Source organism: Microbacterium sp. MYb54 (genome assembly GCF_002979515.1).
GTDB lineage: Bacteria > Actinomycetota > Actinomycetes > Actinomycetales > Microbacteriaceae > Microbacterium.
Map to the genome: position 1 here is coordinate 37,429 of NZ_PCPA01000005.1, position 20,780 is coordinate 58,208.

17 protein-coding genes are annotated in these 20,780 nt (G+C 71.0%); 5 read left to right on the plus strand and 12 right to left on the minus strand.

Features of this window, described 5'->3' with window-relative positions; genetic code table 11:
• Positions 1-72: 72 nt before the first annotated feature.
• On the plus strand, positions 73-1,287 hold the full coding sequence (locus CQ040_RS07160; protein ID WP_105526300.1) for a cation:proton antiporter: 1,215 nt from the start codon (positions 73-75) through the stop codon (positions 1,285-1,287).
• Positions 1,284-1,754: a glutaminase gene (locus CQ040_RS07165; protein ID WP_105526299.1), complete on the plus strand. Its 471-nt coding sequence runs from the start codon at positions 1,284-1,286 to the stop codon at positions 1,752-1,754. Before CQ040_RS07160 ends, CQ040_RS07165 begins: the two co-directional genes overlap by 4 nt.
• A 57-nt stretch (positions 1,755-1,811) precedes the next feature.
• On the opposite strand, the gene CQ040_RS07170 is transcribed toward CQ040_RS07165, so the two are convergent.
• From CQ040_RS07170 to CQ040_RS07185, 4 genes are read right to left on the minus strand one after another with little or no spacing between them, the layout of a single operon-like run.
• Positions 1,812-2,528, minus strand: a complete 717-nt coding sequence (locus tag CQ040_RS07170) for a GMP synthase (protein WP_105526298.1) — start codon at positions 2,526-2,528, stop codon at positions 1,812-1,814.
• 40 nt (positions 2,529-2,568) lie between these two features.
• Positions 2,569-3,309: a substrate-binding domain-containing protein gene (locus CQ040_RS07175; protein ID WP_258131242.1), complete on the minus strand. Its 741-nt coding sequence runs from the start codon at positions 3,307-3,309 to the stop codon at positions 2,569-2,571.
• A 9-nt stretch (positions 3,310-3,318) separates the two neighbouring features.
• Positions 3,319-3,630, minus strand: a complete 312-nt coding sequence (locus tag CQ040_RS07180) for a hypothetical protein (RefSeq protein WP_105526296.1) — start codon at positions 3,628-3,630, stop codon at positions 3,319-3,321.
• Positions 3,630-5,222, minus strand: a complete 1,593-nt coding sequence (locus CQ040_RS07185) for a PspC domain-containing protein (protein WP_181156807.1) — start codon at positions 5,220-5,222, stop codon at positions 3,630-3,632. The genes CQ040_RS07180 and CQ040_RS07185 overlap by 1 nt, the downstream gene beginning before the upstream one ends.
• Before the next feature lie 154 nt (positions 5,223-5,376).
• On the opposite strand from CQ040_RS07185, the gene CQ040_RS07190 reads away from it, so the two are divergent.
• Positions 5,377-6,585 (plus strand): ATP-binding protein, encoded by a 1,209-nt coding sequence (locus tag CQ040_RS07190; RefSeq protein ID WP_258132747.1) that lies wholly within the window; start codon positions 5,377-5,379, stop codon positions 6,583-6,585.
• Positions 6,578-7,237, plus strand: coding sequence for a response regulator transcription factor (locus CQ040_RS07195; protein WP_105526294.1), 660 nt, complete (start codon positions 6,578-6,580; stop codon positions 7,235-7,237). The genes CQ040_RS07190 and CQ040_RS07195 overlap by 8 nt, the downstream gene beginning before the upstream one ends.
• Before the next feature lie 39 nt (positions 7,238-7,276).
• Here CQ040_RS07195 and CQ040_RS07200 read toward each other — a convergent pair whose 3' ends face one another.
• From CQ040_RS07200 to CQ040_RS07235, 8 genes are all read right to left on the minus strand, one after another.
• Positions 7,277-7,684, minus strand: coding sequence for a DapH/DapD/GlmU-related protein (locus CQ040_RS07200; protein ID WP_028502548.1), 408 nt, complete (start codon positions 7,682-7,684; stop codon positions 7,277-7,279).
• 80 nt (positions 7,685-7,764) lie between these two features.
• Complete coding sequence (locus tag CQ040_RS07205) at positions 7,765-8,538, minus strand: DNA-formamidopyrimidine glycosylase family protein (RefSeq protein ID WP_105526293.1); 774 nt, start codon at positions 8,536-8,538, stop codon at positions 7,765-7,767.
• Positions 8,525-9,349 (minus strand): EI24 domain-containing protein, encoded by an 825-nt coding sequence (locus tag CQ040_RS07210; protein WP_105526292.1) that lies wholly within the window; start codon positions 9,347-9,349, stop codon positions 8,525-8,527. The genes CQ040_RS07205 and CQ040_RS07210 overlap by 14 nt, the downstream gene beginning before the upstream one ends.
• A 23-nt stretch (positions 9,350-9,372) precedes the next feature.
• Positions 9,373-13,953, minus strand: coding sequence for an ATP-dependent helicase (locus CQ040_RS07215; RefSeq protein ID WP_105526291.1), 4,581 nt, complete (start codon positions 13,951-13,953; stop codon positions 9,373-9,375).
• A 37-nt stretch (positions 13,954-13,990) separates the two neighbouring features.
• The gene (locus CQ040_RS07220) at positions 13,991-15,316 is read right to left on the minus strand and encodes a CHAT domain-containing protein (protein WP_146113866.1); all 1,326 of its coding nucleotides are present in this window, start codon (positions 15,314-15,316) and stop codon (positions 13,991-13,993) included.
• Positions 15,313-16,980, minus strand: coding sequence for a hypothetical protein (locus CQ040_RS07225; protein ID WP_105526289.1), 1,668 nt, complete (start codon positions 16,978-16,980; stop codon positions 15,313-15,315). Before CQ040_RS07225 ends, CQ040_RS07220 begins: the two co-directional genes overlap by 4 nt.
• A complete protein-coding gene (locus CQ040_RS07230; RefSeq protein WP_146113865.1) occupies positions 16,977-18,077 on the minus strand; it encodes a hypothetical protein in 1,101 nt (366 codons plus the stop codon). Before CQ040_RS07230 ends, CQ040_RS07225 begins: the two co-directional genes overlap by 4 nt.
• Positions 18,074-19,393 (minus strand): hypothetical protein, encoded by a 1,320-nt coding sequence (locus CQ040_RS07235; RefSeq protein ID WP_105526287.1) that lies wholly within the window; start codon positions 19,391-19,393, stop codon positions 18,074-18,076. Before CQ040_RS07235 ends, CQ040_RS07230 begins: the two co-directional genes overlap by 4 nt.
• An 80-nt stretch (positions 19,394-19,473) precedes the next feature.
• Here CQ040_RS07235 and CQ040_RS07240 point away from each other — a divergent pair, with 80 nt between their 5' ends.
• Positions 19,474-20,769, plus strand: a complete 1,296-nt coding sequence (locus CQ040_RS07240) for a PA2928 family protein (protein ID WP_105526286.1) — start codon at positions 19,474-19,476, stop codon at positions 20,767-20,769.
• Positions 20,770-20,780: the final 11 nt, after the last annotated feature.

The following is a 20,780-nucleotide window of genomic DNA, read 5'->3' on the forward strand; positions in this document are numbered from 1 at the left end:
GAGCGGGCGAATCGCAGAAGATCACCCGGTGCCCTGCAACCGCGCGGCTGCGCTCTCACCTACCCTGAGAGCATGGATGCGAGCGACCTCGGCCTGGTGCTGATCCCCCTGCTGGCTGTTGCCGCGCCGCTGCTCGCGCGCGGTGTGCGCCCCGTGGTGCGGGTGCCGATCGTGGTGTTCGAGCTCGTGCTCGGCATCCTCGTCGGTCCGGCAGTGCTCGGCTGGGTGGAGCCCGGCCCGCTGCTGGAGAAGCTCAGCGACTTCGGACTGGCACTGCTGTTCTTCGTCGCCGGCACCGAGATCGACTTCAAGATGGTGGCGGGCAAGCCGCTCGCACGGGCATCGCTCGGCTGGCTCCTCAGCGTCGTGCTGGGCATCGGCCTCGGCTTCTTCTTCGCCCCCGGCGAGGGAATGGTCGTGATCGGCATCGCGCTCAGTTCGACCGCTCTGGGCACGCTGATGCCGATCCTGCGCGACGCCCGCGAGCTGGACACGCCCTTCGGCCGCGCGATCAGCGCGATCGGCGCGGTCGGGGAGTTCCTGCCCCTGATCGCGATCTCGATCTTCCTCAGCACCCGCACGACCCCGCTCGCCACAGCGATCCTGCTGACCTTCGTGGTGCTGGCAGGGCTCGCGGTCCTGCTGGCGCATCGGGTACCTCACGGCCGACTGCACCGCATCGTCCTCGCCACATTGCACACGTCCGACCAGTTCGGGGTGCGCTTCGTGATCCTGCTCATCGCAGCGCTCGTCGGGCTCAGCGTGATGCTCGACCTCGACATGCTGCTCGGCGCCTTCGTCGCGGGCGCGGTCTGGCGCATCATCATGGCGCGGGCGCCGAAGGAGTCGGCGGAGCAGGTCGAGAGCAAGATCGAGGCGATCGCTTTCGGGTTCCTGGTGCCGATCTTCTTCCTCTACACCGGCGTCACCTTCGACCTTCAGGCGCTGCTCACCTCGTCGGGCGCCCTGGCCCTCGTCCCCATCTTCCTGATCGCGCTGCTCGTGATCCGCGGATCGGCCGCACAGCTCTCGGCGCCGGCGGGGATGAGCATCCGCGACCGGACGGCGCTCGGTCTGCTCGCCGCGACCGGCCTGCCGATCATCGTCGCGGTCACCGCGATCGGCGTGGACCAGGACATGCTCGACACCGGCACCGCGGCCGCACTGGTCGGCGCCGGCATGCTGTCGGTGCTGCTGTACCCCCTGATCGGTATGACGCTGCGCGGAGATCGTGCCGAAGTCGTCGGGCCCGCGCGTGCCGGCGAAGCTGTGCAGGGGGAGCTGTGACGACCGCATCCGCGCTCCTCACTCAGGCCGTTCAGGATCTCGCCGCTGTCTCGAAGGAAGGACTCGGCGAGCAACGCGACTCCCGCTGGCGCGGGCGTCGTATCGTGCGGGTCGGCGAGGCCTGGCACCTGGGCGTTCTGCTGCTGACCGACACGCATGCGCTGGCGACCGCCGAAGTGCTGCGGGCGGCCGACCCCGGACGCCGCGGCTACACGGCCGAGTCGGCCAGGGAACGTGCCGAGCGTCGCGCGGAGGCGCTGCGTGGTGGCTTCGACGAGGGCGATGTGGTGCACGTCGGATGGAGCGTGATCGATGTGGACGCCGTGGATGCCGGCGGCTCATCCGGTCCGCTCGCCCTGATCGACGGGGTGCCGTCCGTGCGCTGGAGCGCGGCCGGCGGTTTCATGCCGCTGGAGGCATACCTGCGCGAGCGTGTGACACTGCTGCGCGACGCGGCAGCGAGCTGACTCCGGCTCGCTGACTCCGGCTCGCTAACTCCGGCTCGCTGACTCAGGCTCGCTGACTCAGGCGAACGTCTCGGCGAACCGGCGCAGGAGCGCCGCGCCCTCGGTGACGGATGCTGCGAGCACCTGCTGCTGCACCGCGTCGAACTCGTCCGGGTCGAAGTAGCCGGTGGTGCGATAGAACGTCATCCGGTCGGCGAAGTCGCGCGGGGTGGGCTCGGGGTGGAACTGTGCAGCGTACAGGTGCGTGCCCACACGGTAGGCCTGCACCGGGCAGGCCGCGTTGGTCGCCAGCAGTACGGCGCCGGGCGGCGTGCTCGCCGAGCTCTCCTTGTGCGCCGTGAACACCGTCAGGGCGGAGCCGCTGGGCCCGAACACGGGGTCGGCCGCGCCCTCTGCGGTCGTGTCGATCACGGTGGCGCTCGCCGGCTCAGGGGTGTCGGTCACGACCTCGCCGCCGAGCATGCGGGTGACCACCCCGATGCTGAAGCAGGTGAAGAACACGGCGATCTCGGCCGCCATCGCCGCATCGGCGAGCGTCCGGAGGTCGGCTTCGACGCGCAGCTGCTCTGCCGACTTCACCGGGTCGGAGACGTTGAAGGGCGAGCCGCCGACCACGACCCCGCGGTATCCCCGCAGGCGTTCGATGTGCAGGGGCGTCTGGAGCAGATCGAGCCGGTCGACCACGTCGACGCCCAGCGCCCGACGGAACGAGGCGTGCTCGGCATCCGCCGCCCCGGTCTCGGGCCGGACGCAGACGTAGAGAAGCGAGGCCATCAGGAGATTCTAACGATCGCGCGGGGGCCTTCCGACGCGGTCACCGCGAGGAGTTGGTCGTACGGCCGCGGACGATGCCGACGAACGTCTCGACGTCGGGCGTCGTGCGCTCGCGCGGCCAGACCAGGGCGACGGTCGATACCGGCCCGTCGGCGAGCACGCGGTGGTCGGCGTCTTTGCGGTGATGCATCCGCGCCAGCGACATCGGCACGATCACGATGCCGACACCGGACGCGGCGGTCACGATCGCCTCATTCGTCGGGAGTGCGGCGAACCGCGCCGGAGAGGTACCCGGCAGCTCGAGCGGGCCGAGCACATCGTCGGTCAGGCCGATCACGACTTCGCCCTCGAGGTCGGAGCCGGCGAGCTCAGCGGCCGCCATCAGGTGCGAATCGACCGCGGCGACGACGACGGGGAGCTCGTCGTACAGAGGGATGATGTGCAGAGAATCGTCGGTGAGTGGCAGACGCACCAGCGCCGCGTCGACCCCGTCGAGCGCGGCACGCTGGGTAGCGGCCTCGATCGGAACGAGCTCGAGCGGCACTCGTGGCATCCGCTGCTTCCACGCATCGATCCACTTGCCGGGTGTCGCCCCCGGCACGGCGCCCAGCCGGAAGGTGCGGGGTTCATCGGATTCGGGCTGAGGAGCGTCGAAGACGACCTTGGTCGTCGGCTTCTTCGGCTTCTGCGGAGGGAACCGCTCGGCGGGGGCGGCCTTGTTCCGGCGCACAGGCGTGCCCCTGCTTGCGCCCTTCGCGGGCCGTCGTCCCTGATTCGCCATGGGACAAGGCTACTCGGCGAGCGGGTCCGGGATCTCGGGGCCAGGCGCAGACGTGGTGGCCGCGAGCTTCCGCTGCGCTCGGCGGATGAGGCCCGCAGCGCCGCCCACGAGAAGCAGCACGCCCACCGTCAGCAGGAGGATCGTGACGATCGTGGTCGGCGTCAAGGCTACGAGTCCGTCTGCGACCGCGTCTCGGCGGTCGTCGTCGGCGAGCATCCAGAGTGCGGTCGCCGCGATCGCGGCGAACAGAAGGCCCCAGATGATGGCGCCCCAGCGGGTGCGGGGCGGGCTGGTGGTCTCGGTGATCGTCGGCGTGCTCATCACTGGTCTTCCTTCACGGGCTCGATGATGACGACGGCGATCTCGCCGCTGGTCTGGTGGATGGTGACGGGCTGGACGGTGGTGGTCGAGGCGTTCTCCGCGGCGATCTTCACCGCCACGGACGAGTCGCCGTCGCGTTCACTCACGGGCCATACGCCGCTGTCGACGGTCTGGCCCGTCTCCTCGTCCTGCCGCGTCCACGACACGGTGGCCGTATCGACGGTGGCCCGCAGATCGAGCTCCACTCCAGGTTGGACGTAGACGAACGTGTTTCCGGATCCCTTGTCGACGACGATCTTCCGGGGGCCGTCGTCGTGCGGGTTCAGCGTGAGGAACACGTCTCCGAACGGCTGACGGACATGGGCTGGTGCGTTGTTGCCGATCGAGGCGTAGCCGAGCGTGACTCCGGGGAAGGCAGAGAACGCGCCGGCCACGAGACCGCCCACCAGCGTGAGCACGGTGACGAAGGCGAGGAAGCCGCTGCGGCGGCGGAAGGCCCCGGCGACGATCATCCCGAGCGCCAGGATGAGGGCGGCGGCGAGCAGCCCCAGTGCTCCGCCGAGTGCCGCGCCGCCCGTGGCGAGCCCGACGGCGGCGCCCGTGATGATGGCGAGACCGATCATGGTCGCGGCGAACGCGAAGCCCGCCCGCGGGTTCGATGCCCGGCGGATGCGACGGCGCTCGGCTGCCTCTGCGGCGAACACCGCGGCCTCGGCCTGACGCTCGCGACGCAGCTGGTCACGGGCAGCCCGTTCGACATCCTGCTGCTGGCGCCGCCATGCCTGATCCTGTTCCTTCCAGGCGGCGTGCTGAGCGCGCCAGGCCTCGAGCGCGGCCGGGTCCTGCGTGCCGGGGGCGAGCGGAGCCGGAGGGGCGGGAGGGGCGGCGGAGACGGCCGCATCGGAGGCCAGGGCAGCAGGTGCTGTCGGCGCGGTCATCACGGTGTCGACACCGGCAGGCGCCTCGTTCGTGAGAGTGGCGCCCGTCCCCTCGGCGGTACCCGAACCGTCGAGGGGAGCGGACGCGGCCGGGGCCGCCTGATCTGCGGAAGCCATCGGCAGATCAGGCGCGGAAGCACCCGGGGTGCGGCTGGCAGCACGCACGATCAGGAACAGCAGGGCGGCGACGAGGGCGATCCCGACGATCCAGCTGATGAGAGACAGCGTCGACCAGCCGTCGTAGCCGAGTCCGAAGAGGCGACCGGCCAGTGGAGCGGTGGGGAACAGTCCGATGACGGCCATCGCCAGGATGCCCCACTGCACGGGCTGGTAGTCGTGCCGCAGCAGATCGCGGACGTGGACGCGTCCGTCGACATCGGGCAGCAGCGCCCAGGCCGCGGCGTACAGGAAGATCACCGGCAGGCCGAACAGCGCCGCGACCACGAGCACGCCCCGCACGATCAGCGGGTCGATGCGCAGGCGCGCGGCGATGCCGGCGGCGACTCCACCGAGCCAGCCGTCGGACCGAGCGACCCCGAGGCCGGCGACCCAGAGGAGGAACCGATCGGCGCCCCGAGGGATGTCGGAGCCCGGGGTGCCGACGGCCGGAGCGGCGTGGTCGGCAGGGGGTGGTGGCGCAGTCGGAATCGTCATGCTTCGATCCTGGCGGCAACGGGCGGTGGCCTGCCATGGGGGGAACCCCTGAGTGGCCCCTGATTCTGAGCAGGGGAGGACCCGGAGCGGCCGTGCGGATGGTTGGATTGGCGACATGTCCTCTTCGGCGCACGCTCCTGCGCGACCTCCGCGCGTGGCTGCTCCGCCGCGCCCACCCCTGACCCGGGATCGTGAGTGCCTGGTGGCCGGCGTCAGCACGGGGGTCGCCCGCCATCTCGGCGTGCGGGTGTCGTTGGTGCGGGCGCTGTTCATCGCCCTGACACTGTGCGGCGGCGCCGGCATCCTCCTTTATGCCTGGTGCTGGACGTTCATGCCGTTGGCGGAGGGCGAGAGCGCCCCGACGAGGCGGATGCCGGTCGCCTGGCTGCTCCTCGTTCCGGCCGCGGTCGGGATGCTCGTCGTCCTCGTCTGGCGTGGGGGCAGTGACTGGCTGACCGGGACGATCCCGCCCGACCTCGCCGCCTTCGTCGTGGGCGGCACGGTGGCGTTCGCGACCGGCGCAGGGCTCTGGGCGACGCTCATCGATCGCACCGACACCGCTCGCGGGCCCCGGCACACGCTGAGCATCCGGATCCTCGCGATCCTGTTGCTCGCGCTGCTGTTCGTGATCCTGCTGGCATGGCCTGTGGCCTCGTCGGGGGTCGTGCTGGTGCTGATCCCTCTCGTCGGACTGGCTGCCGTGATCTCGTCCACGCTGATCCCGCGGTGGCGAGAGCTCTCCGGGGAACGCACCCGCCGCATCCGCGAGGAGCAGCGCAGCCAGATGGCCGCCCACCTGCACGACTCGGTGCTGCAGACGCTCGCGCTGATCCAGAACAGGGCCGGAGCGTCCAGCGAGGCCGCACGGCTCGCGAGGGCGCAGGAGCGTGAGTTGCGCGCCTGGCTGTACGACGGCGATGCCCCAGCCGACAGCGACCTCCCGACAGATCTGCGCGACTACGCGGGGGCGCTCGAGCTCGACTATCCGGTGCGCATCGAGGTCGTATCCGCTGGACTCTCCACCGAGCGTGCCAGCGGGGAGCTCGCGGCAGCGGCCAGGGAAGCGATCTTGAACGCGGCCCGGCATGCGGGCGGCGAGATCTCGGTGTACATCGAGGGGAGCACGACGGGCGTCGACGTCTTCATCCGCGACCGGGGCGCCGGCTTCCTGCTCGACGACGTGCCGAGCGACCGGCTCGGCGTGCGGGAATCGATCATCGGCCGGATGCGTCGTGCCGGCGGGGCAGGAGCCGTCCGCAGCGACGAGAGCGGCACCGAGGTCCACCTCAGCATCACGACGGGCGCGCACCACGACCGGCCCGCGTCTCGACCCACACCCTCGCGGGAGGAGAACCGTGGCTGACATCATCCGCGTCGTGATCGTCGACGACCACTCGATCTTCCGCTCAGGCCTGCGCGCCGACCTCGATGCGAGCGTCGACGTCGTGGGCGAGGCCGACGACGTGCCATCGGCGATCACCGTGATCGGTCAGACCCAACCCGACGTGGTGCTGCTCGATGTGCACCTGCCAGGGGGGAGCGGAGACGATGCGGCCGGGGGCGAGGCCGTGATCCGCGGCTCGGCGCCCACCGCGGCACGGTTCCTCGCGCTGAGTGTGTCGGATGCGGCGGCAGATGTCGTGCGGGTGATCCGCGCCGGTGCCAGGGGATACATCACCAAGGGCTCGTCGGGCATCGAGGTGAGCAAGGCCGTGCACGCTGTGGCAGGCGGCGATGCGGTGTTCTCGCCTCGGCTCGCCGGGTTCGTGCTGGATGCATTCGGGGCAGTGGCGGGAGAGACCGCGACGGCGACCGACGAGCTCGACAGGCTGTCGGCGCGCGAGCAGGAGGTCATGCGCCTGATCGCCCGCGGCTACGCCTACAAGGAGGTCGCGTCGGAGCTCTTCATCTCGATCAAGACGGTCGAGACGCACGTGTCATCGGTGCTGCGCAAGCTGCAGCTGTCGTCGCGCCATGAACTCACCGCATGGGCGTCGGAGCGGCGCCTGCTGTAGCTCGGCGCTCAGGCCGGGTGATCGGGCGGTGGCCTGCGGTCAGGCCGCGAGCCACAGGCCCTTCTGGTCCGTGGCGATGGTGAGACCCGCGGCGACCGTCTCGTCGTCGCCGATCCTGGCACCGCGCACGATTCGTGCTCCGGGCCCGATATCGGTGCGGACTCCGACGTAGGCGTGATCGCCGATCGCGGCGCCGTGGCCGATGTGCGCGTGCGCGTCGACGAACGCGCCTTCGCCGATCACGGCGTCTTCATCGATCCAGGCGCCGCGGGCGATGGTCGCCCCGGCGCCGACGCGTGCGCCCGGTTCGATATAGGCACCCGCTTCGATGTGCGCCTTCGGATGCACCTTCGCGCCATGCGCGACGAGACCTCGACCGTTCGCGTGCTTGCGGTACCGCAGCGTCGCGCCCTGATCGTTCTCGATGTCGACGTAGTTCTTGCCCACGATTCCTCCCGTGCTCCGGTGTTCTCCGGATATATCAACAACCACGGTCGGGGCGGATTCATTCCCGCGGATGGATGTGGTCACCGCTGGCAGGACGGACACCAGAACGTGACGCGTTCGCGGGTCGGATCCGCGCCCTGCTCTCCGCGTCTGATGAGGGTGCCGCAGCGCCGGCACGGGCGCCCGGCACGGCCGTAGACCCAGGTGGTCTGTCCCGGTCGATTGACGCCGGTGAAAGTGCGGTCCGGGCGGTCGCGGTTGGCGCGGATCGTGCGGACGCCGAGCCCGAGAAGAGCGGGAACATCGACCTCTGGCGTCGGCGTCGTGGGCAGGATTCCGCGCAGGAACAGGAGTTCTGCCGCGTACTCGTTGCCGAACCCCGCGACGTTGCGCTGGTCGAGGAGGGCGACGTGGATGCTGCGCGTATCGGCCCCGAGTCGTCGCACAGCCTCGGCCGCATCCCAGTCTTCGGCGAGCGGATCGGGGCCCAGGTAGCCGACCAGCTGATCCTCGTCGCGGGTGGGCACGACCTCGAGCTCGGCGATGTCGACGCCGACGGCTTCGCGATGCGCCGTGCCGACGATCGCGCGCACCTTGAAGGCCGGATGCCGCCACTTCTCGCCGGGCCGATACACGAACCAGGCGCCGTCCATGCGCAGATGCGAATGGACAGTGCTCTCGCCGACGCGCAGGAGCAGATGCTTGCCGCGTGCGACCACGGCGTGCACCTGCTGCCCGGTCAGATCGAGCGTCGCGAAACGTGGGACCCGAAGGTCGAAGCGGGTGACCTCTGCGCCGGCCAGGGCCTCGTCGAGGCGCCGCGCCGTGCGGAAGACGGTGTCACCCTCTGGCATCGGGGAGCCTCGGGGCAGGGGCGGACGGCGCAGTGGTCGCGGTCGGCGGAGGCGTTGCGGGCACGGACACAGGCGTCACGGGGGTGCGCGCGATCAGGTCGCGTGCGAGCATCGTGCTCCCGGCGACGGCGACCGGCATGATCGCGACGGCACCGCCGGGGACCAGGAAGCAGAGCTGGGTGGCGACACCGAAGCCGAGTACTCGTGCGCGACTGCCCGAGAACAGTGCGGCGCGATCGGCCGGAGTGAGCTCGCGCGCATCGAAGGCGCGTCCGGTGAGCTCGCGTGCGAGCAGACGACCGGTCAGGATGACGCCGAAGACCGGGCCGAGGAAGCCGCCGACGAGCGGAATGAGTCCGATCAGCAGGACCACGATCGCGATCAGGATGCCGAGCATCACAAGTCGCAGCCCCTCGCCGAGAGTCGTCCAGAAGCTGCCGCCGTCGGCAGGCGGTGCCTCACCGAGGTCGACCTCGACCGCGTGCCAGATGCGCTGGTAGAACGGGTCGCCGATGGTCAAGGTCAACGCACTGAAGACGACGCTGGCCAGGGCGAGCGCTGCGGCCACCACCACGAGGCCCACCGCGGTGCGCAGCAGACCCCGCCACGGCTCGCCCCATCCCTCGGCGAAAGGGGTGAGCCAGGCCGAGACCGACGGCATCCCGATCACCAGCGGAATGAGGGCCGCAGCGAGCACGAGGAGCGCGATGATCGCCGGGATCAGCCCGAGCACCATGAGCCCCGGCCGTGTGCGCCACAGCCCGAACCCCCGCAGCAGGGTGCTGATGCCGGTGGCGAACTCTCGGATCATGGCTTCCAGCGTAGGTGCATCGCTCAGACGGCCTTGCGGAGCGTGTAGCCGCGGGGAGTGGCGACGAAACCCGCCTCCTGCAGTGCGAGTGCCAGCTCGGTGCCGTATACGCCCTCGCCGTTGATCTTCTCGACCGTCAGGGTGTCGAGGCGGCGGTTGCGTGCGGTGGCGGCGAGGTCGGATGCCGCGGCCCGCAGCACCTCGCCGTCGTCGGTGAACGCCAGCACGGTGCGGCCCCCGCGTTCGAGGGAGAGCACGAGCGCGCCGTCGACGAGCACGACCAGTCCGCCCGCCTTGCGACCGGGACGGTGGGAGACGCCGTCGAGCTTGGGCCAGCCGAGTGCGGCGCCGTAGGGGTTCGCCGGATCGGTCGCGGCGAGGGTCACAGCCTTGCGAGGTGCGGGATCGGCGAGACCGGCGTAGGTGCGCAGCCGGTCGACCGTACCCGAAGCGGCGAACTGCGCAGCTCCCAGCTTCTCGATCACGTAGCCGCGGCGGCAGTGACCGGCCTCTTCGAAACCGGCGAGCACCCGGTATGCCTGGGCGAAGCCACCGGGAACGCCCTCGGCCTGCACGGCGCCGCGCGTGACGACGCCGTAGCGGTCGAGCAACAGTCCCGCGGTGACGGTGGCCCGGCGCGCGGCATTCGTCTCGAGCGCGGGCAGCAACGACCAGCGTCCGCCGATCGACGGCGGCCGAGGCGCGGCAGAACCGGTGAAGGACACGCCGCGGTAGGTGCGAGCACGGGGTGCGCGGCGCTTGACCTTGTGCGCCTGTGACCCGCCGGCGAGAAGAGAGCGGATCGGCGCGAAGGTGTCGTTGGTCACGTAGCCCGACCAGGTCAACGACCACAGCGCCTCGAGCACGGACTGCTCGTTCTCGGCCGCGGCCATGTCTTTCAACTGCGCCGCGAAGTAGGCGCCGCCGACGTCGAGGGCGATGAGGATGCGGGACTCCAGGGAGTCGGACGCGATCTCGGCGTCGCGCTCCGGCAGGGTGAAGGGCGCGAGATCGGCCGGATGCAGCGACACCCAGCCGTCGCGCCCCGGCAGGGTGCCGTGGCCTGACCAGATGACCTCGCCGGCTGCCGTCAGTTCGTCGAGCATCGCGGGCGAGTAGTCGCGCACCCGGGAGGGGAGGACCAGCGACTCCCACGCGCTCGCCGGAATCGGGACCCCGGCGAACTGCTCGATCACGTTGAGCACGCCGTCGACGCCTTCGAGCGGTCGCCCGATGTGCTGCCAGTCGGGCAGGAACCGTGCATACGCCTCGGGCGAGACCGGTTCGACCGAGCCGCGGATGGCCGCGAGCGATCGCATTCGCAGGCGACGCAGCCCCTCGGTGTCGCACCACTCGATGGCATCTCCGCTGCCGGCAGCCTCGGGCAGGAAGTACCCGCTCGTGACGCGCCCCGCGGTCTCGAGGCGCTGCAGCGTGTGTCTGGCGACGGCCGCGCCGAGACCGAACCGCGTGGCGACGGCATCCGTCGTGAACGGGCCATGGGTGCGGGCATGGCGGGCGACGAGGTCGCCGAGCGGGTCGGCGACGGGTTCGAGGAACGCCACGGGGATGCCGGTGGGCAGAGCGGCCCCGAGCGCATCGCGCAGCCGCCCTGCATCCTCGATCGCGGCGACCCGGCTCGCGCCCGCGATCGTGACCGGGATCGCCCGGCGCGCGGTGATCAGGTTTTCGAGCATCGCAGCAGCAGAACTGTCGCCGACGGTGTCGGGGTCGAGGCGGGCCGTGACCTCATCGGCGTCGAGCGGCCCGAGCATCCGCAGCAGGTCGGCGACGCCTTCGAGCCCGCGCGCACGACGATCGGCTTCGAGACGCTGAGCCTCGCGCTCGAACTGGGCGATCACGTCGGGGTCGAGCAGTTCGCGCAGCTCGACCGTGCCCAGCAGCTCCCCGAGCAGCGCCGGGTCGACCGAGAGCGCTGCCGCCCTGCGCTCGGCGAGCGGCGAATCGCCCTCGTACATGAACGCGCCCACGTAGCCGAACAGCAGGTCGCGGGCATACGGCGACGGCTGGCCCGGTTCGGTCTCGACGAGGCGGACCCGGCGATCGGCGATCGCCGTCGCGAGCTTGCGCAGCGAGGGGAGGTCGTAGACGTCTTGCAGCACCTCGCGCAGCGTCTCGAGGATCACCGGGAAGGTCGGATGGCGCCTGGCCACCTCGAGCAGCTGTGCGGATCGCTGTCGCTGCTGCCACAGCGGCGTGCGTTTGTTGGGGTTCATGCGGGGCATGAGCAGCGCTCGCGCCGCGCACTCGCGGAACCGGGAGGCGAACAGCGCTGAACCGCCCACCTCTTCCGTGACGACATGCTCCAGTTCGTCGGGCTCGAAGACGAAGAGCTCGGCACCGGGCGGCTCGGCCTCGGCATCGGGGATGCGCACGATGATGCCGTCGTCGCTCGCGACCGCCGACCCCTCGACGCCGAGGCGCTCGCTCACGCGGGCGTTGATCGCCAGAGACCAGGGCGCATGCACCTTCATGCCGTATGGGGAATGCAGGATGACCCGCCAGTCGCCGACCTCGTCGCGGCCGCGCTCGACGGTGAGGGTGCGGTCGGTCGGGAGCGTGCCCGTCGCCTCGCGCTGCTCGGTCAGGTGCGCCATGAGGTTCGCCCGCGCCTGCTCGTCGAGCCCCGCATCGATCAGTCGTTGCGCCGCCTTCTCGGGAGCTGCCGCCGACACCTCGCGGGAGAACGCCCCCAGGGCCTCGCCGAGCTCGAACGGTCGACCGATGCCGTCGCCGTGCCAGAACGGCACCTTGCCGGGCTGCCCGTAGGCGGGGATCACATTGACGCGATCGTGGGTGATCTCCGCGATCCGCCAGCTCGTCGTACCGAGCGTGAACACGTCGCCCACCCGCGACTCGTAGACCATCTCCTCATCGAGCTCGCCGACGCGCGCCCCGGTGGTCTCGCCCGCGACGAAGACCCCGAACAGGCCGCGATCGGGGATGGTGCCGCCACTGGTCACCGCGATGCGCTGCGCACCCGGACGCCCGGTCAGCGTGCCCGCATCGCGATCCCACACGAGTCGCGGTCGCAGTTCGGCGAATTCGTCGGAGGGGAAGCGGCCGGCCAGCAGGTCGAGCGTCGCCTCGTAGGCCGACCGCGGGAGCGCCTGGAAAGGTGCCGACCGGCGGACGGTCTCGAACCACTCCTCGACCCCGATGGCACCGAGTGCGCTTGCCGCGACAGTCTGCTGCGCGAGGATGTCGAGCGGGTTTCGTGGCACCTGGATGGCCTCGATCTTGCCCGCCAACATGCGCTCGGTGACGATCGCGGTGTGCAGCACATCGCCGCGGTGCTTGGGGAAGAGCGCGGCTCTACTGATCTCGCCCACCTGGTGCCCTGCGCGGCCGACACGCTGCAGACCGGATGCGGCGGAAGGCGGCGCCTCGACCTGGATGACGAGGTCGACCGCGCCCATGTCGATGCCGAGTTCGAGGCTGCTCGTCGCGACGACGCAGCGCAGGATGCCCGACTTGAGCTCTTCTTCGACCTGGGCGCGCTGCTCCTTCGACACCGAGCCGTGGTGCGCCTTGGCGAGCACGGGATCGGCGCCGGCGGTCGCTCCGGCCTGAGCCATCATCTGCGCCGGAACCGTCGCCACCGGCAGCTCGACGCCGATGCGCTCGGAGTAGATCTCGTTGAGGCGTCCGGTGAGCCGTTCGGCCAGACGGCGGGAGTTCGCGAAAACGATCGTCGAGTTGTTCTGCAGGATGCGGTCGACGATCGCCTCCTCGACATGCGGCCAGACGGAGCCGGTGACCTCGGTGTACTCGGCATCGGCGGCCTCGCCCGGCACACCGGGAGGCGGCGGCGGATTGGTCATGTCGTCCATCGGCACGACCACGCTGAGCTCGAAGGTCTTCGACGCCGGAGGGGCCACGATCTCGACCGGTGCCGAGCCGCCGAGGAATCGCGCGACCTCATCGATGGGCCGCACCGTGGCCGAGAGACCGATCCGCTGGGCTGCCGCCTCGACACCGTGCGAGCGGCGCAAAGCGTCGAGACGCTCCAGGCTCACCGCGAGGTGGGCACCGCGCTTGGTCGCCGCCACCGCGTGCACCTCGTCGATGATGACCGTGTGCACGCCGCGCAGAGTCTCACCCGCGCGGCTCGTGAGCATGAGGTACAGCGACTCGGGGGTCGTGATGAGGATGTCGGGCGGATCGGACACGAGCTTGCGCCGATCGCTCGACGTGGTGTCGCCGGAGCGCACCCCGACGGTCACGGCGGGGGCCGCTACTCCGAGTCGCCTCGCCGACTGCCCGATGCCGATCAGCGGGGAGCGGAGGTTGCGCTCGACGTCGACGCCGAGCGCCTTCAGCGGCGAGATGTAGAGGATGCGCGTGCGCGGCTCGCCCTTCGCGGGAGCAGCCGCTTCGGTCATGCGCTCGCGGAACACGCTGTCGATCGCCCAGAGGAAAGCCGACAGCGTCTTGCCCGAACCGGTCGGAGCCACCACGAGCGCGTGCTTGCCCGCGGAGATCGCCTCCCACGCACCCGCTTGCGCGGGAGTGGGCGCGGGGAACGCACCCCGGAACCAGTCCTGCGTGGCGGGGGTGAAGCGGTCGAGCACGTCGCTCATCACTCCATCTTCGTCGAGGCCGGGGACATCGGGGTCGTCAGCCGACGGGCGGTGGCGGTGGAGCCCAGGCGGTGGCGAGCGCTGCCCAGATGACGGGGGAGTGCCGGGGGTCTCCCGTCGACGTCCATCGACGACGCTGTTCACGCTGCCAGGAGGCCAGCGCGGCGACGGGATCGGGAGCTTCATGGGCCGCGTCGACCGCGATGACGGCGTCGGCGAGCATGCCGTCGGCCCGGTCGCCGAGTTGCGGCACGAGCCGCCGGAGCCCCGCTTCGGTCGGCAGCGTCCAACGGGTCGCTGTCACATATTCGGCTCCCCGGTGTGCGAACGCGGCGACGAGGCCTGCTGGTTCGGCGAAGCGCATGTCGCTCCCCGAGTCGCACGCGATGAGGGCGACACGGTTCGGTGCTCGCAGCGGGGGAAGCCCCGGCGCCCCGAGCGCGATCTCGGCGGCCGTGTAGGGACGGTGCGCGCCGATGAGCGGAGTGCTCCCCGGTGAGTCGGCGCCGTCGGAGAGGTGCATCCTGGCGTCGAGGGCATGCGTCGAGGAGGTGACGTGTCCGACGTAGAGCAGGCGTCCGGCGTCGGCGAGGGCCTCGGCCAGGGCGACCCGTCCGATATCCGCCCGACGGAATCGCTCCGCACCTGCGGGGCGCAGACGGGTGTCGAGGCGCGCGGCCATCTCCGCCAGCGGCGACCCGAGAGGGACCGGACCGAGCACACTGCCCAGCTCGCTCGCCGCCGAGTAGCCGGGAACGACCGGGTCCAGCACGGCGACGACCGGAGCGGATGACCGCCACGGGGACACCGTGCGAGCCGGGTCGTTGCGCAGCGTCGCCGGCAGCAGCACCGACACGTCGGCGAGGTCGATCCCTCGCGGTTCGCCCGCGGCGCCCAGCAGCTCCCACGGCAGCTGCGCGGTCGAAGGCGACAGCTGGACGCGCAGGTGCGGTCGGAGTCCGGCTGACGTGAACGCCCTGAGCTCTCGGGTCAGCCACGGGGGGATCAGCGTCGTGGTCAGCGCGTCGGCCAGTCGTCGCTCGCGCTCGCGGTCCAGCAGCACGCCGTCCGTGAGCGCTCGCCGCAGCGCGTCCATGCCGTTCTCTCCCGGCAACGGCGTCGGCAGCGCCCGAGCCAGTTCGGCCAGCACCGGAGCCGCCACGGAGCGCTCGACGAGCGTCATCCGGGGTGAGGAGCGCTGATGCTCCCAGACCCAGCTGATGAACAGGTCCTCACCGTCGACGTAGCGGAGGCGGGCGGTGGGGCGTCCGCCCGCCGGGAGATTCTCCAGCACCGCGGAAGGGTCGGTCAGCGACGGGCTCAGCGGCACCGTGAGTTCGGGGATGTCCCGCCAGTTCCTCACCACGCCGCCACCGCCGTCTCGGCGCGCACGGCGACCCCGTACTCGGCTTCCGCGAGGCGGATCCACGATTCGAGCACCGGGGCTGCGCCCGGAATCGCGATCACTCGAGGCGGAGGTGCGAAACGCAGGTGTGACGTCGATGTATGCGCGGTGAGCAGGCCGGCAGCCGCGGCAGGGAGCTCGTCGCCATCGTCGTCCACAGTGTTCTCCTCCAAGGAACGGTCCTCGAGGGCCGATGCGAGTTCGAACGACAGGGCGGTCCCCTCCATCGGGGACGGGATCTCGTCGTCGAAGGCCGCGGCGGCATCGGTCTGCAGGGTCACGGTCGCGGCGGCGTTCTCGACGAGCTCGAACAGCAGGGTCGCGTCGCCGAGCGTGCGGGCGAGTCGGAACGCGAGCTCACGGGCGGGGGCTGCGACCTGCAGCGTCCAGCGCTCTCGCACGGGCCCGGGGGTGAAGCCGTCGCGCAGTGCCTCGGTCGCCAGCAGCACCGGGATCGCGAGGTCGCGTGCCTGTTCCAGCCGCTGCAACCGCGAGCGCGGGGTGATCGACATCGCCGCCCACTCCGCATGCATCTCGGCGCGACGGAGGTTCACCCGACAACGGTCGCCGGCGTAGCGGGCCAGGTCCCGTGCCGCGCGGTAGGCCTCGTCGGCGGCGGGATACCGGTGCCTCGCCGATTCCGCATCGCCGAGGAAGGCGAACGCCTCCAGTCGCTCGTGCACCGCGGCATCCGGATCGAGCTCCGCGAGCAGTGTGCGCAGGGCTTTCACGGCGGCCCCTGCCCGCCCCTCCTGCAGCAATACGGCGGCGAGCCCGGTCCTGCTGGCGGCCAGACGCGTGGTGAGACCGATTGCGGCGGCGAGCTCCGCCGCTCGGCGGAAGCCGTCTTCCGCCTCGCGGTGACGACCCTGCTGCATCGCCGAACGTGCGAGGTTCTCCACGGCCAGTTGTCTGCTCGCGGCATCACCGCCGTGCTCCTGCGCCTGCTGCGCGAGCGTCAGATACTGCTGGGCCGCGATCTCGTCGCCCGTGCGCTGGGCGATGACGCCGAGGTTCGCGTAGGCGTGTCCGGACAGCTCGGGCCCCACGGTGATCGCCACCTCCAACGCGCGCTTCGCCTCGTCTTCCGCCTCCTGGAGTCGTCCGGTCAGGATCAGCAGGGTCGTGCGGGCGTTGCGCACCGAGAAGGTGAGCAGCTCGCGCTGATCGAGATCATCGTCGAGCAGCGCCTCGGCTCCATCTACGCCCGTGAAGGCGTCGACGAACCGATCCATCAGGGTGAGGGTCTGCGCCCGGGCGATCATGCCGTTGATCTGCACGGTGCGAGTGGCGCGCTCGTCACCGATCAGCGCGATGGCACCTGCGGCCGCGGCGAGTCCCTCATCGGCGAGGTGCACCGCGTCGTCGAGCGCTCCCTCGAACTCCCGAGCTGCGGCGAGATTGAGCAGCGATCGGGCGCGGAGGTCGAGCCCCTCACCGTCCACATCCGGCACCCGGGTCAGCGCCGCGACGTCTCGGAGCTTCGCTGCCGCATCGGCGACGCGCCCCTGGTGCAGGAGCATCGCCGCCTCGTTGTTGAGGTCGCGCCCGGCCCGCCAGCGAGCTGTTGCCGGCACTCGACCGCGGATCGCGCTCGCAGGCTGCTCCTGGTCGGGGCTCACGCCCGTGCTCCTGCTGCACGTTCGGCGAGCGAAGCGTCGGGAGCAGCGAGCCTTCCCGCGGCGAACGCCATCACCCGAGCTCGATCTTCAGCAGACTCGGGGTCGCCCGAAGACGAGGCCAGGGAGGGATCGTGCACCCAGAGCGTGCGGGCGGAGACAGGAAGGAACAGTGCGGATGCCGGGACCGCCGTCTCGCCGATGAAGTGCGACCCGTCGAGTGCCAAGACGACGTCGAGCTCGAGCTCGGCGGGGCCGAAGCGGGCGTGCAACGCGGGGATGGAGGGAAGACCGACCACGGCCGCAACCACGACGTGCAGGAAGGGCGCGTCGGTGCCTTGAAGGAGTGTCCACCTGGCCTCGGCCCCGGCATCCACGGTCTGGGCCGGCACATCGGACCAGCGCACCGGCGCCGAACCGTGGGCGACCACGATGCCGGTCGCCGGGGGAGCGCCGCTCGCACCGCCGGCAGCCAGCGCCCATTCCGCGCGCGGCTCCGCGGTCGTCGCGGGTTGCAGCTCGACGCCGTCGTCCTCGGCCAGGGCGTCGAGCGCGAGGGCCAGGGCGGCGCCTTCTGCCGCCAGGGAAGAGGGAAGCGCAGCGAGTGCCGACGGTGCTTCGCGGGCATCGAGCACTGCACGCTCGACGGCATCGTCGTCGTCGAGGAGATGCGAGATGCGGTGGCTCTGCACCGCGATCTCCGCGGCCAGGATCGCAGGCTCCAGTGCGGGGATGCCGATGCTCGCCGGCCACCACGAACGCGCCCAGCTCAGATTCCCCAGCGCGAACACCGAAGCGACGGTTGCAGGATCCGCCGGAGCATCGAGCGCCACGATGGTGTCGTCCCCTCGGCGCACGGCATCCGCGACGGCGGAACCGTAGACATCGTCCAGCCAGGCGCTCGCCGCACGTGCGTCGTGCACCTCCGCGTCGGGCAGGTGAGGGGTTGCGGTGGCGTCCCAGGTGAGGAGCGCCCCCTTCGCCTCGACGAGCGCGGTCAAGAACGAAGGCCGCTCGGCGAGAGCGCCCGGCACAGCGGTGTCGTGCGACGTCGTCGTGATCTCGGCGCGACCGTCGCGCACCCGAATCCGCGTGCTCATGCCACCCCCGGGAGCGCGGGTGACGGCATGCCGCGGCCCATCGCGATCTTGAGCCGCTGTCGCTGATCCATCACGACCGAGCGCAGGACCCCGTCGAGGATGTCCCAGAGGTGGTCGGCATCGAGCTGCTGGCTGCGGAGCTCGCGCCCGTGCACGCGCACCCAGAGGCGCCGCAGATACGCCGGCCGGACGTCGTGGATGTCGTCGAGCACGGTCGCAGGCACACCGCTCACCTCGGCGGGCAGCCGCAGCGCGCGCCGCACATAGGCCTCGCGGTGCCAGCGCGAGCCCAGCTGCCGGTGTGCGGCGGTCGCGAGCGACGGGCCGGCAGCGTCCAGGGCCCGACTCGCCTCCCTCCCGAGCAGCATTGCGATGCGGCTGCGCTCGTCGGCGAGCTCCCACGGCAATGCGGATCGGGCGATCTCGTCAGCGATCAGTTCATCGCCGTCGAGGTCGCTCTCCACGGGCGCGCCGCCGGACAGCGCCGCGAAGAGCCGCTCGTAGATCGACCTGTCGAACGGGCGGGGCAGCCCTCGCTTCGAGGCGGTGCTCCCGACCAGGGGGACAGGCGGTGCCGGATGCGCGGTCAGGCCCAGGGCTCGTGCGGCGCCGCTCTCGCTGAGCGCGAGAGCCGCTGCGGAGCCCGCGTCGAGAGCCAGCAGCGCTTCGAACGCCTCAGCGGCGGCCCCGACCGGGCACCCGTCGAGCGCTGCGCCGACCACCTCCGACGAAGGCGCTGCCAGGGGTTGCGGGAAGCGGCCCGACCAGGTCTCGTGCAGCAGCGCTTCGAGTCGCGCCACCTCGTCGGCATCGCGGAGCAGCTCGCGCATGCGTCCGAGGAGGGAATCGCCCGAGGCCTGCGCGATCTCGGTGACGACGTCTGTGGCCAGGTCGTCGGCATCGGCGCCCGGCATCCCGACGGTGCGGGCGAGCTCGAAGCAGCGCGGGAAGTACTTCTCCTGCGGGTTACCGTCGGTGATGCGAAGTCGGCGCCTGGCGGATTTCAGGCGCAGGAACCACGCGGATGCCGCTGCTAGATCCGGGCCTGCCGCGAGGATGCGGGCGTGCAGCTGAGAGGCGGCATCCCACGGCAGTGCTCCGCCGGCGAGGACAGGGTTCTGCACGGGGCGGATCACGAGCGGTTCGAGGATCAGCTTCACCGTGCGGGCGAGCGGGTGGCCGGAGCCGTTGCTGAGGGGCGCGACGTCCTGCCCGAGTTCTTGCCACGCATGGGCGATCACCCGGGCGCGCGGCTGCAGCGCCTCCGACGCGGTGGAGACGGGGTCCAGGGGCGTGAGCTCGGTCGCGGCGCTCATATCCGCTCAGCCTATAGAGGCGTGCGCGCGGCGGGGAGAATCCGTGATCGGGAGCGTCGGCCGCGCAGCATCCTGGCGGCATGGACACCAACACGACCACCGGGTACACGCTCAACGGCAGCACCGTCCTTCCGCTGGGTTCGTCGGCTCTGCCTCTGCGGGCGCCGCGCGATCCGAAGCGGGTGCGTGGTCGCATCCGTCGCCGGTTCCTGCTCTTGATGCTCGCGCCGCTGATCATCGGCGGCCTGATCTTCCTCGCCACCCAGTTCTTGATGCCGACGACCAGGGACATCGAGATCGTGCCGTCCTCGGCGGTGATCGGAATGGACGGCGATGACGTTGCCGTGCTGGTGTACCACGACGACTCGCGCCCCGGACCCTTCGAGGCGATGTTCCAGATGCGGGTCTCGGCGATCCGACTCTCCGATGGCGAGCAGCTGTGGGATCAGCGCCTGAACGAAGACCTCATCGGCGACGCGGTCGTGCTCGCCGGCGATGCCTCGTCGGTCTACATCGGCAGCGATCACGGTCTGGTGATCCTGGATGCTGCGACCGGTGCCGTGCGGGTCGAAGGTGATGGCGTTCCGGGGATCGGAGCGGATGCCGTGCTCTCCGCCAGCGCGTACGGATACGACCCCGAGGTCGACGCCGTCGTCGCGCTCACCGGCTCCGGGGCGCTCGTGCAGATCGCGGTCGGCAGCACGCAGGCGGTGCCGGCCGACGCCGCAGTCACCGCCCGATGGCAGAACACGCTGGGGTCGGGGCCTTTCCTCGACGAGACCGTGCTCACGCAACAGGTCGAGGTGGCGGCGACTCCCGACGGCACACGGTTCGAGATCGTTCCGGTTGCCGAGGCCGTGCAGCGGGACGCGCTCGTGATCACCTCGACCGATCCGGCGCAGGTGGTCCGCACCGAGCTCGTCGATGCGCGGCTGCTCCCGGTCGTCGGACTCGAGCCGCGTCTGGGCGTGCTTCTGGAGACCGGGCAGTTCCTACCGGGCGACTTCGCCGGCATCGACGCGGACGACGTCGAGGCGCTCCTGCAGCAGGCCTTCGGGGCGATGCCTTCGGTCGAGCACGTCGTGGCGCCGGCAGGCGCGGGGCAGGGCTTCGTGCTCGTCCAGCACCGCGAGTCGGTGAACGCCGACCGGGTGCTGCTCAGCAGCGTGGACATCGCGACCGGGAAGCTCATCGACACCGTCGAGATGCAGGCCGACGCCGTCCGCGCGTTGACCGGCCCCTCCGGCACCACGGCGGTGATCGCCGCAGCCCCGGAGTCCTGGTCGGCGGATCGACTCCTCGTGCTCGAAGACGACGGCTCCTTCCGTGAGGTCGAGGTGGGTGCCGTGCCCTGGTGGATGGTGTCGTTCGGGTAGCGCGCAGACCC

Excerpts from the sequence above, each read along its gene's own strand:
- CQ040_RS07170 (WP_105526298.1), bottom strand. The coding sequence starts at position 2,528 with ATGGCCTCGCTTCTCTACGTCTGCGTCCGGCCCGAGACCGGGGCGGCG.
- CQ040_RS07235 (WP_105526287.1), bottom strand. The coding sequence starts at position 19,393 with ATGAGCGCCGCGACCGAGCTCACGCCCCTGGACCCCGTCTCCACCGCG.
- CQ040_RS07180 (WP_105526296.1), bottom strand. The coding sequence starts at position 3,630 with ATGAGCACGCCGACGATCACCGAGACCACCAGCCCGCCCCGCACCCGC.
- CQ040_RS07215 (WP_105526291.1), bottom strand. The coding sequence starts at position 13,953 with ATGAGCGACGTGCTCGACCGCTTCACCCCCGCCACGCAGGACTGGTTC.
- CQ040_RS07205 (WP_105526293.1), bottom strand. The coding sequence starts at position 8,538 with ATGCCAGAGGGTGACACCGTCTTCCGCACGGCGCGGCGCCTCGACGAG.
- CQ040_RS07240 (WP_105526286.1), top strand. The coding sequence starts at position 19,474 with ATGGACACCAACACGACCACCGGGTACACGCTCAACGGCAGCACCGTC.
- CQ040_RS07185 (WP_181156807.1), bottom strand. The coding sequence starts at position 5,222 with ATGACGATTCCGACTGCGCCACCACCCCCTGCCGACCACGCCGCTCCG.
- CQ040_RS07175 (WP_258131242.1), bottom strand. The coding sequence starts at position 3,309 with ATGGCGAATCAGGGACGACGGCCCGCGAAGGGCGCAAGCAGGGGCACG.
- CQ040_RS07230 (WP_146113865.1), bottom strand. The coding sequence starts at position 18,077 with ATGAGCACGCGGATTCGGGTGCGCGACGGTCGCGCCGAGATCACGACG.
- CQ040_RS07210 (WP_105526292.1), bottom strand. The coding sequence starts at position 9,349 with ATGATCCGAGAGTTCGCCACCGGCATCAGCACCCTGCTGCGGGGGTTC.
- CQ040_RS07160 (WP_105526300.1), top strand. The coding sequence starts at position 73 with ATGGATGCGAGCGACCTCGGCCTGGTGCTGATCCCCCTGCTGGCTGTT.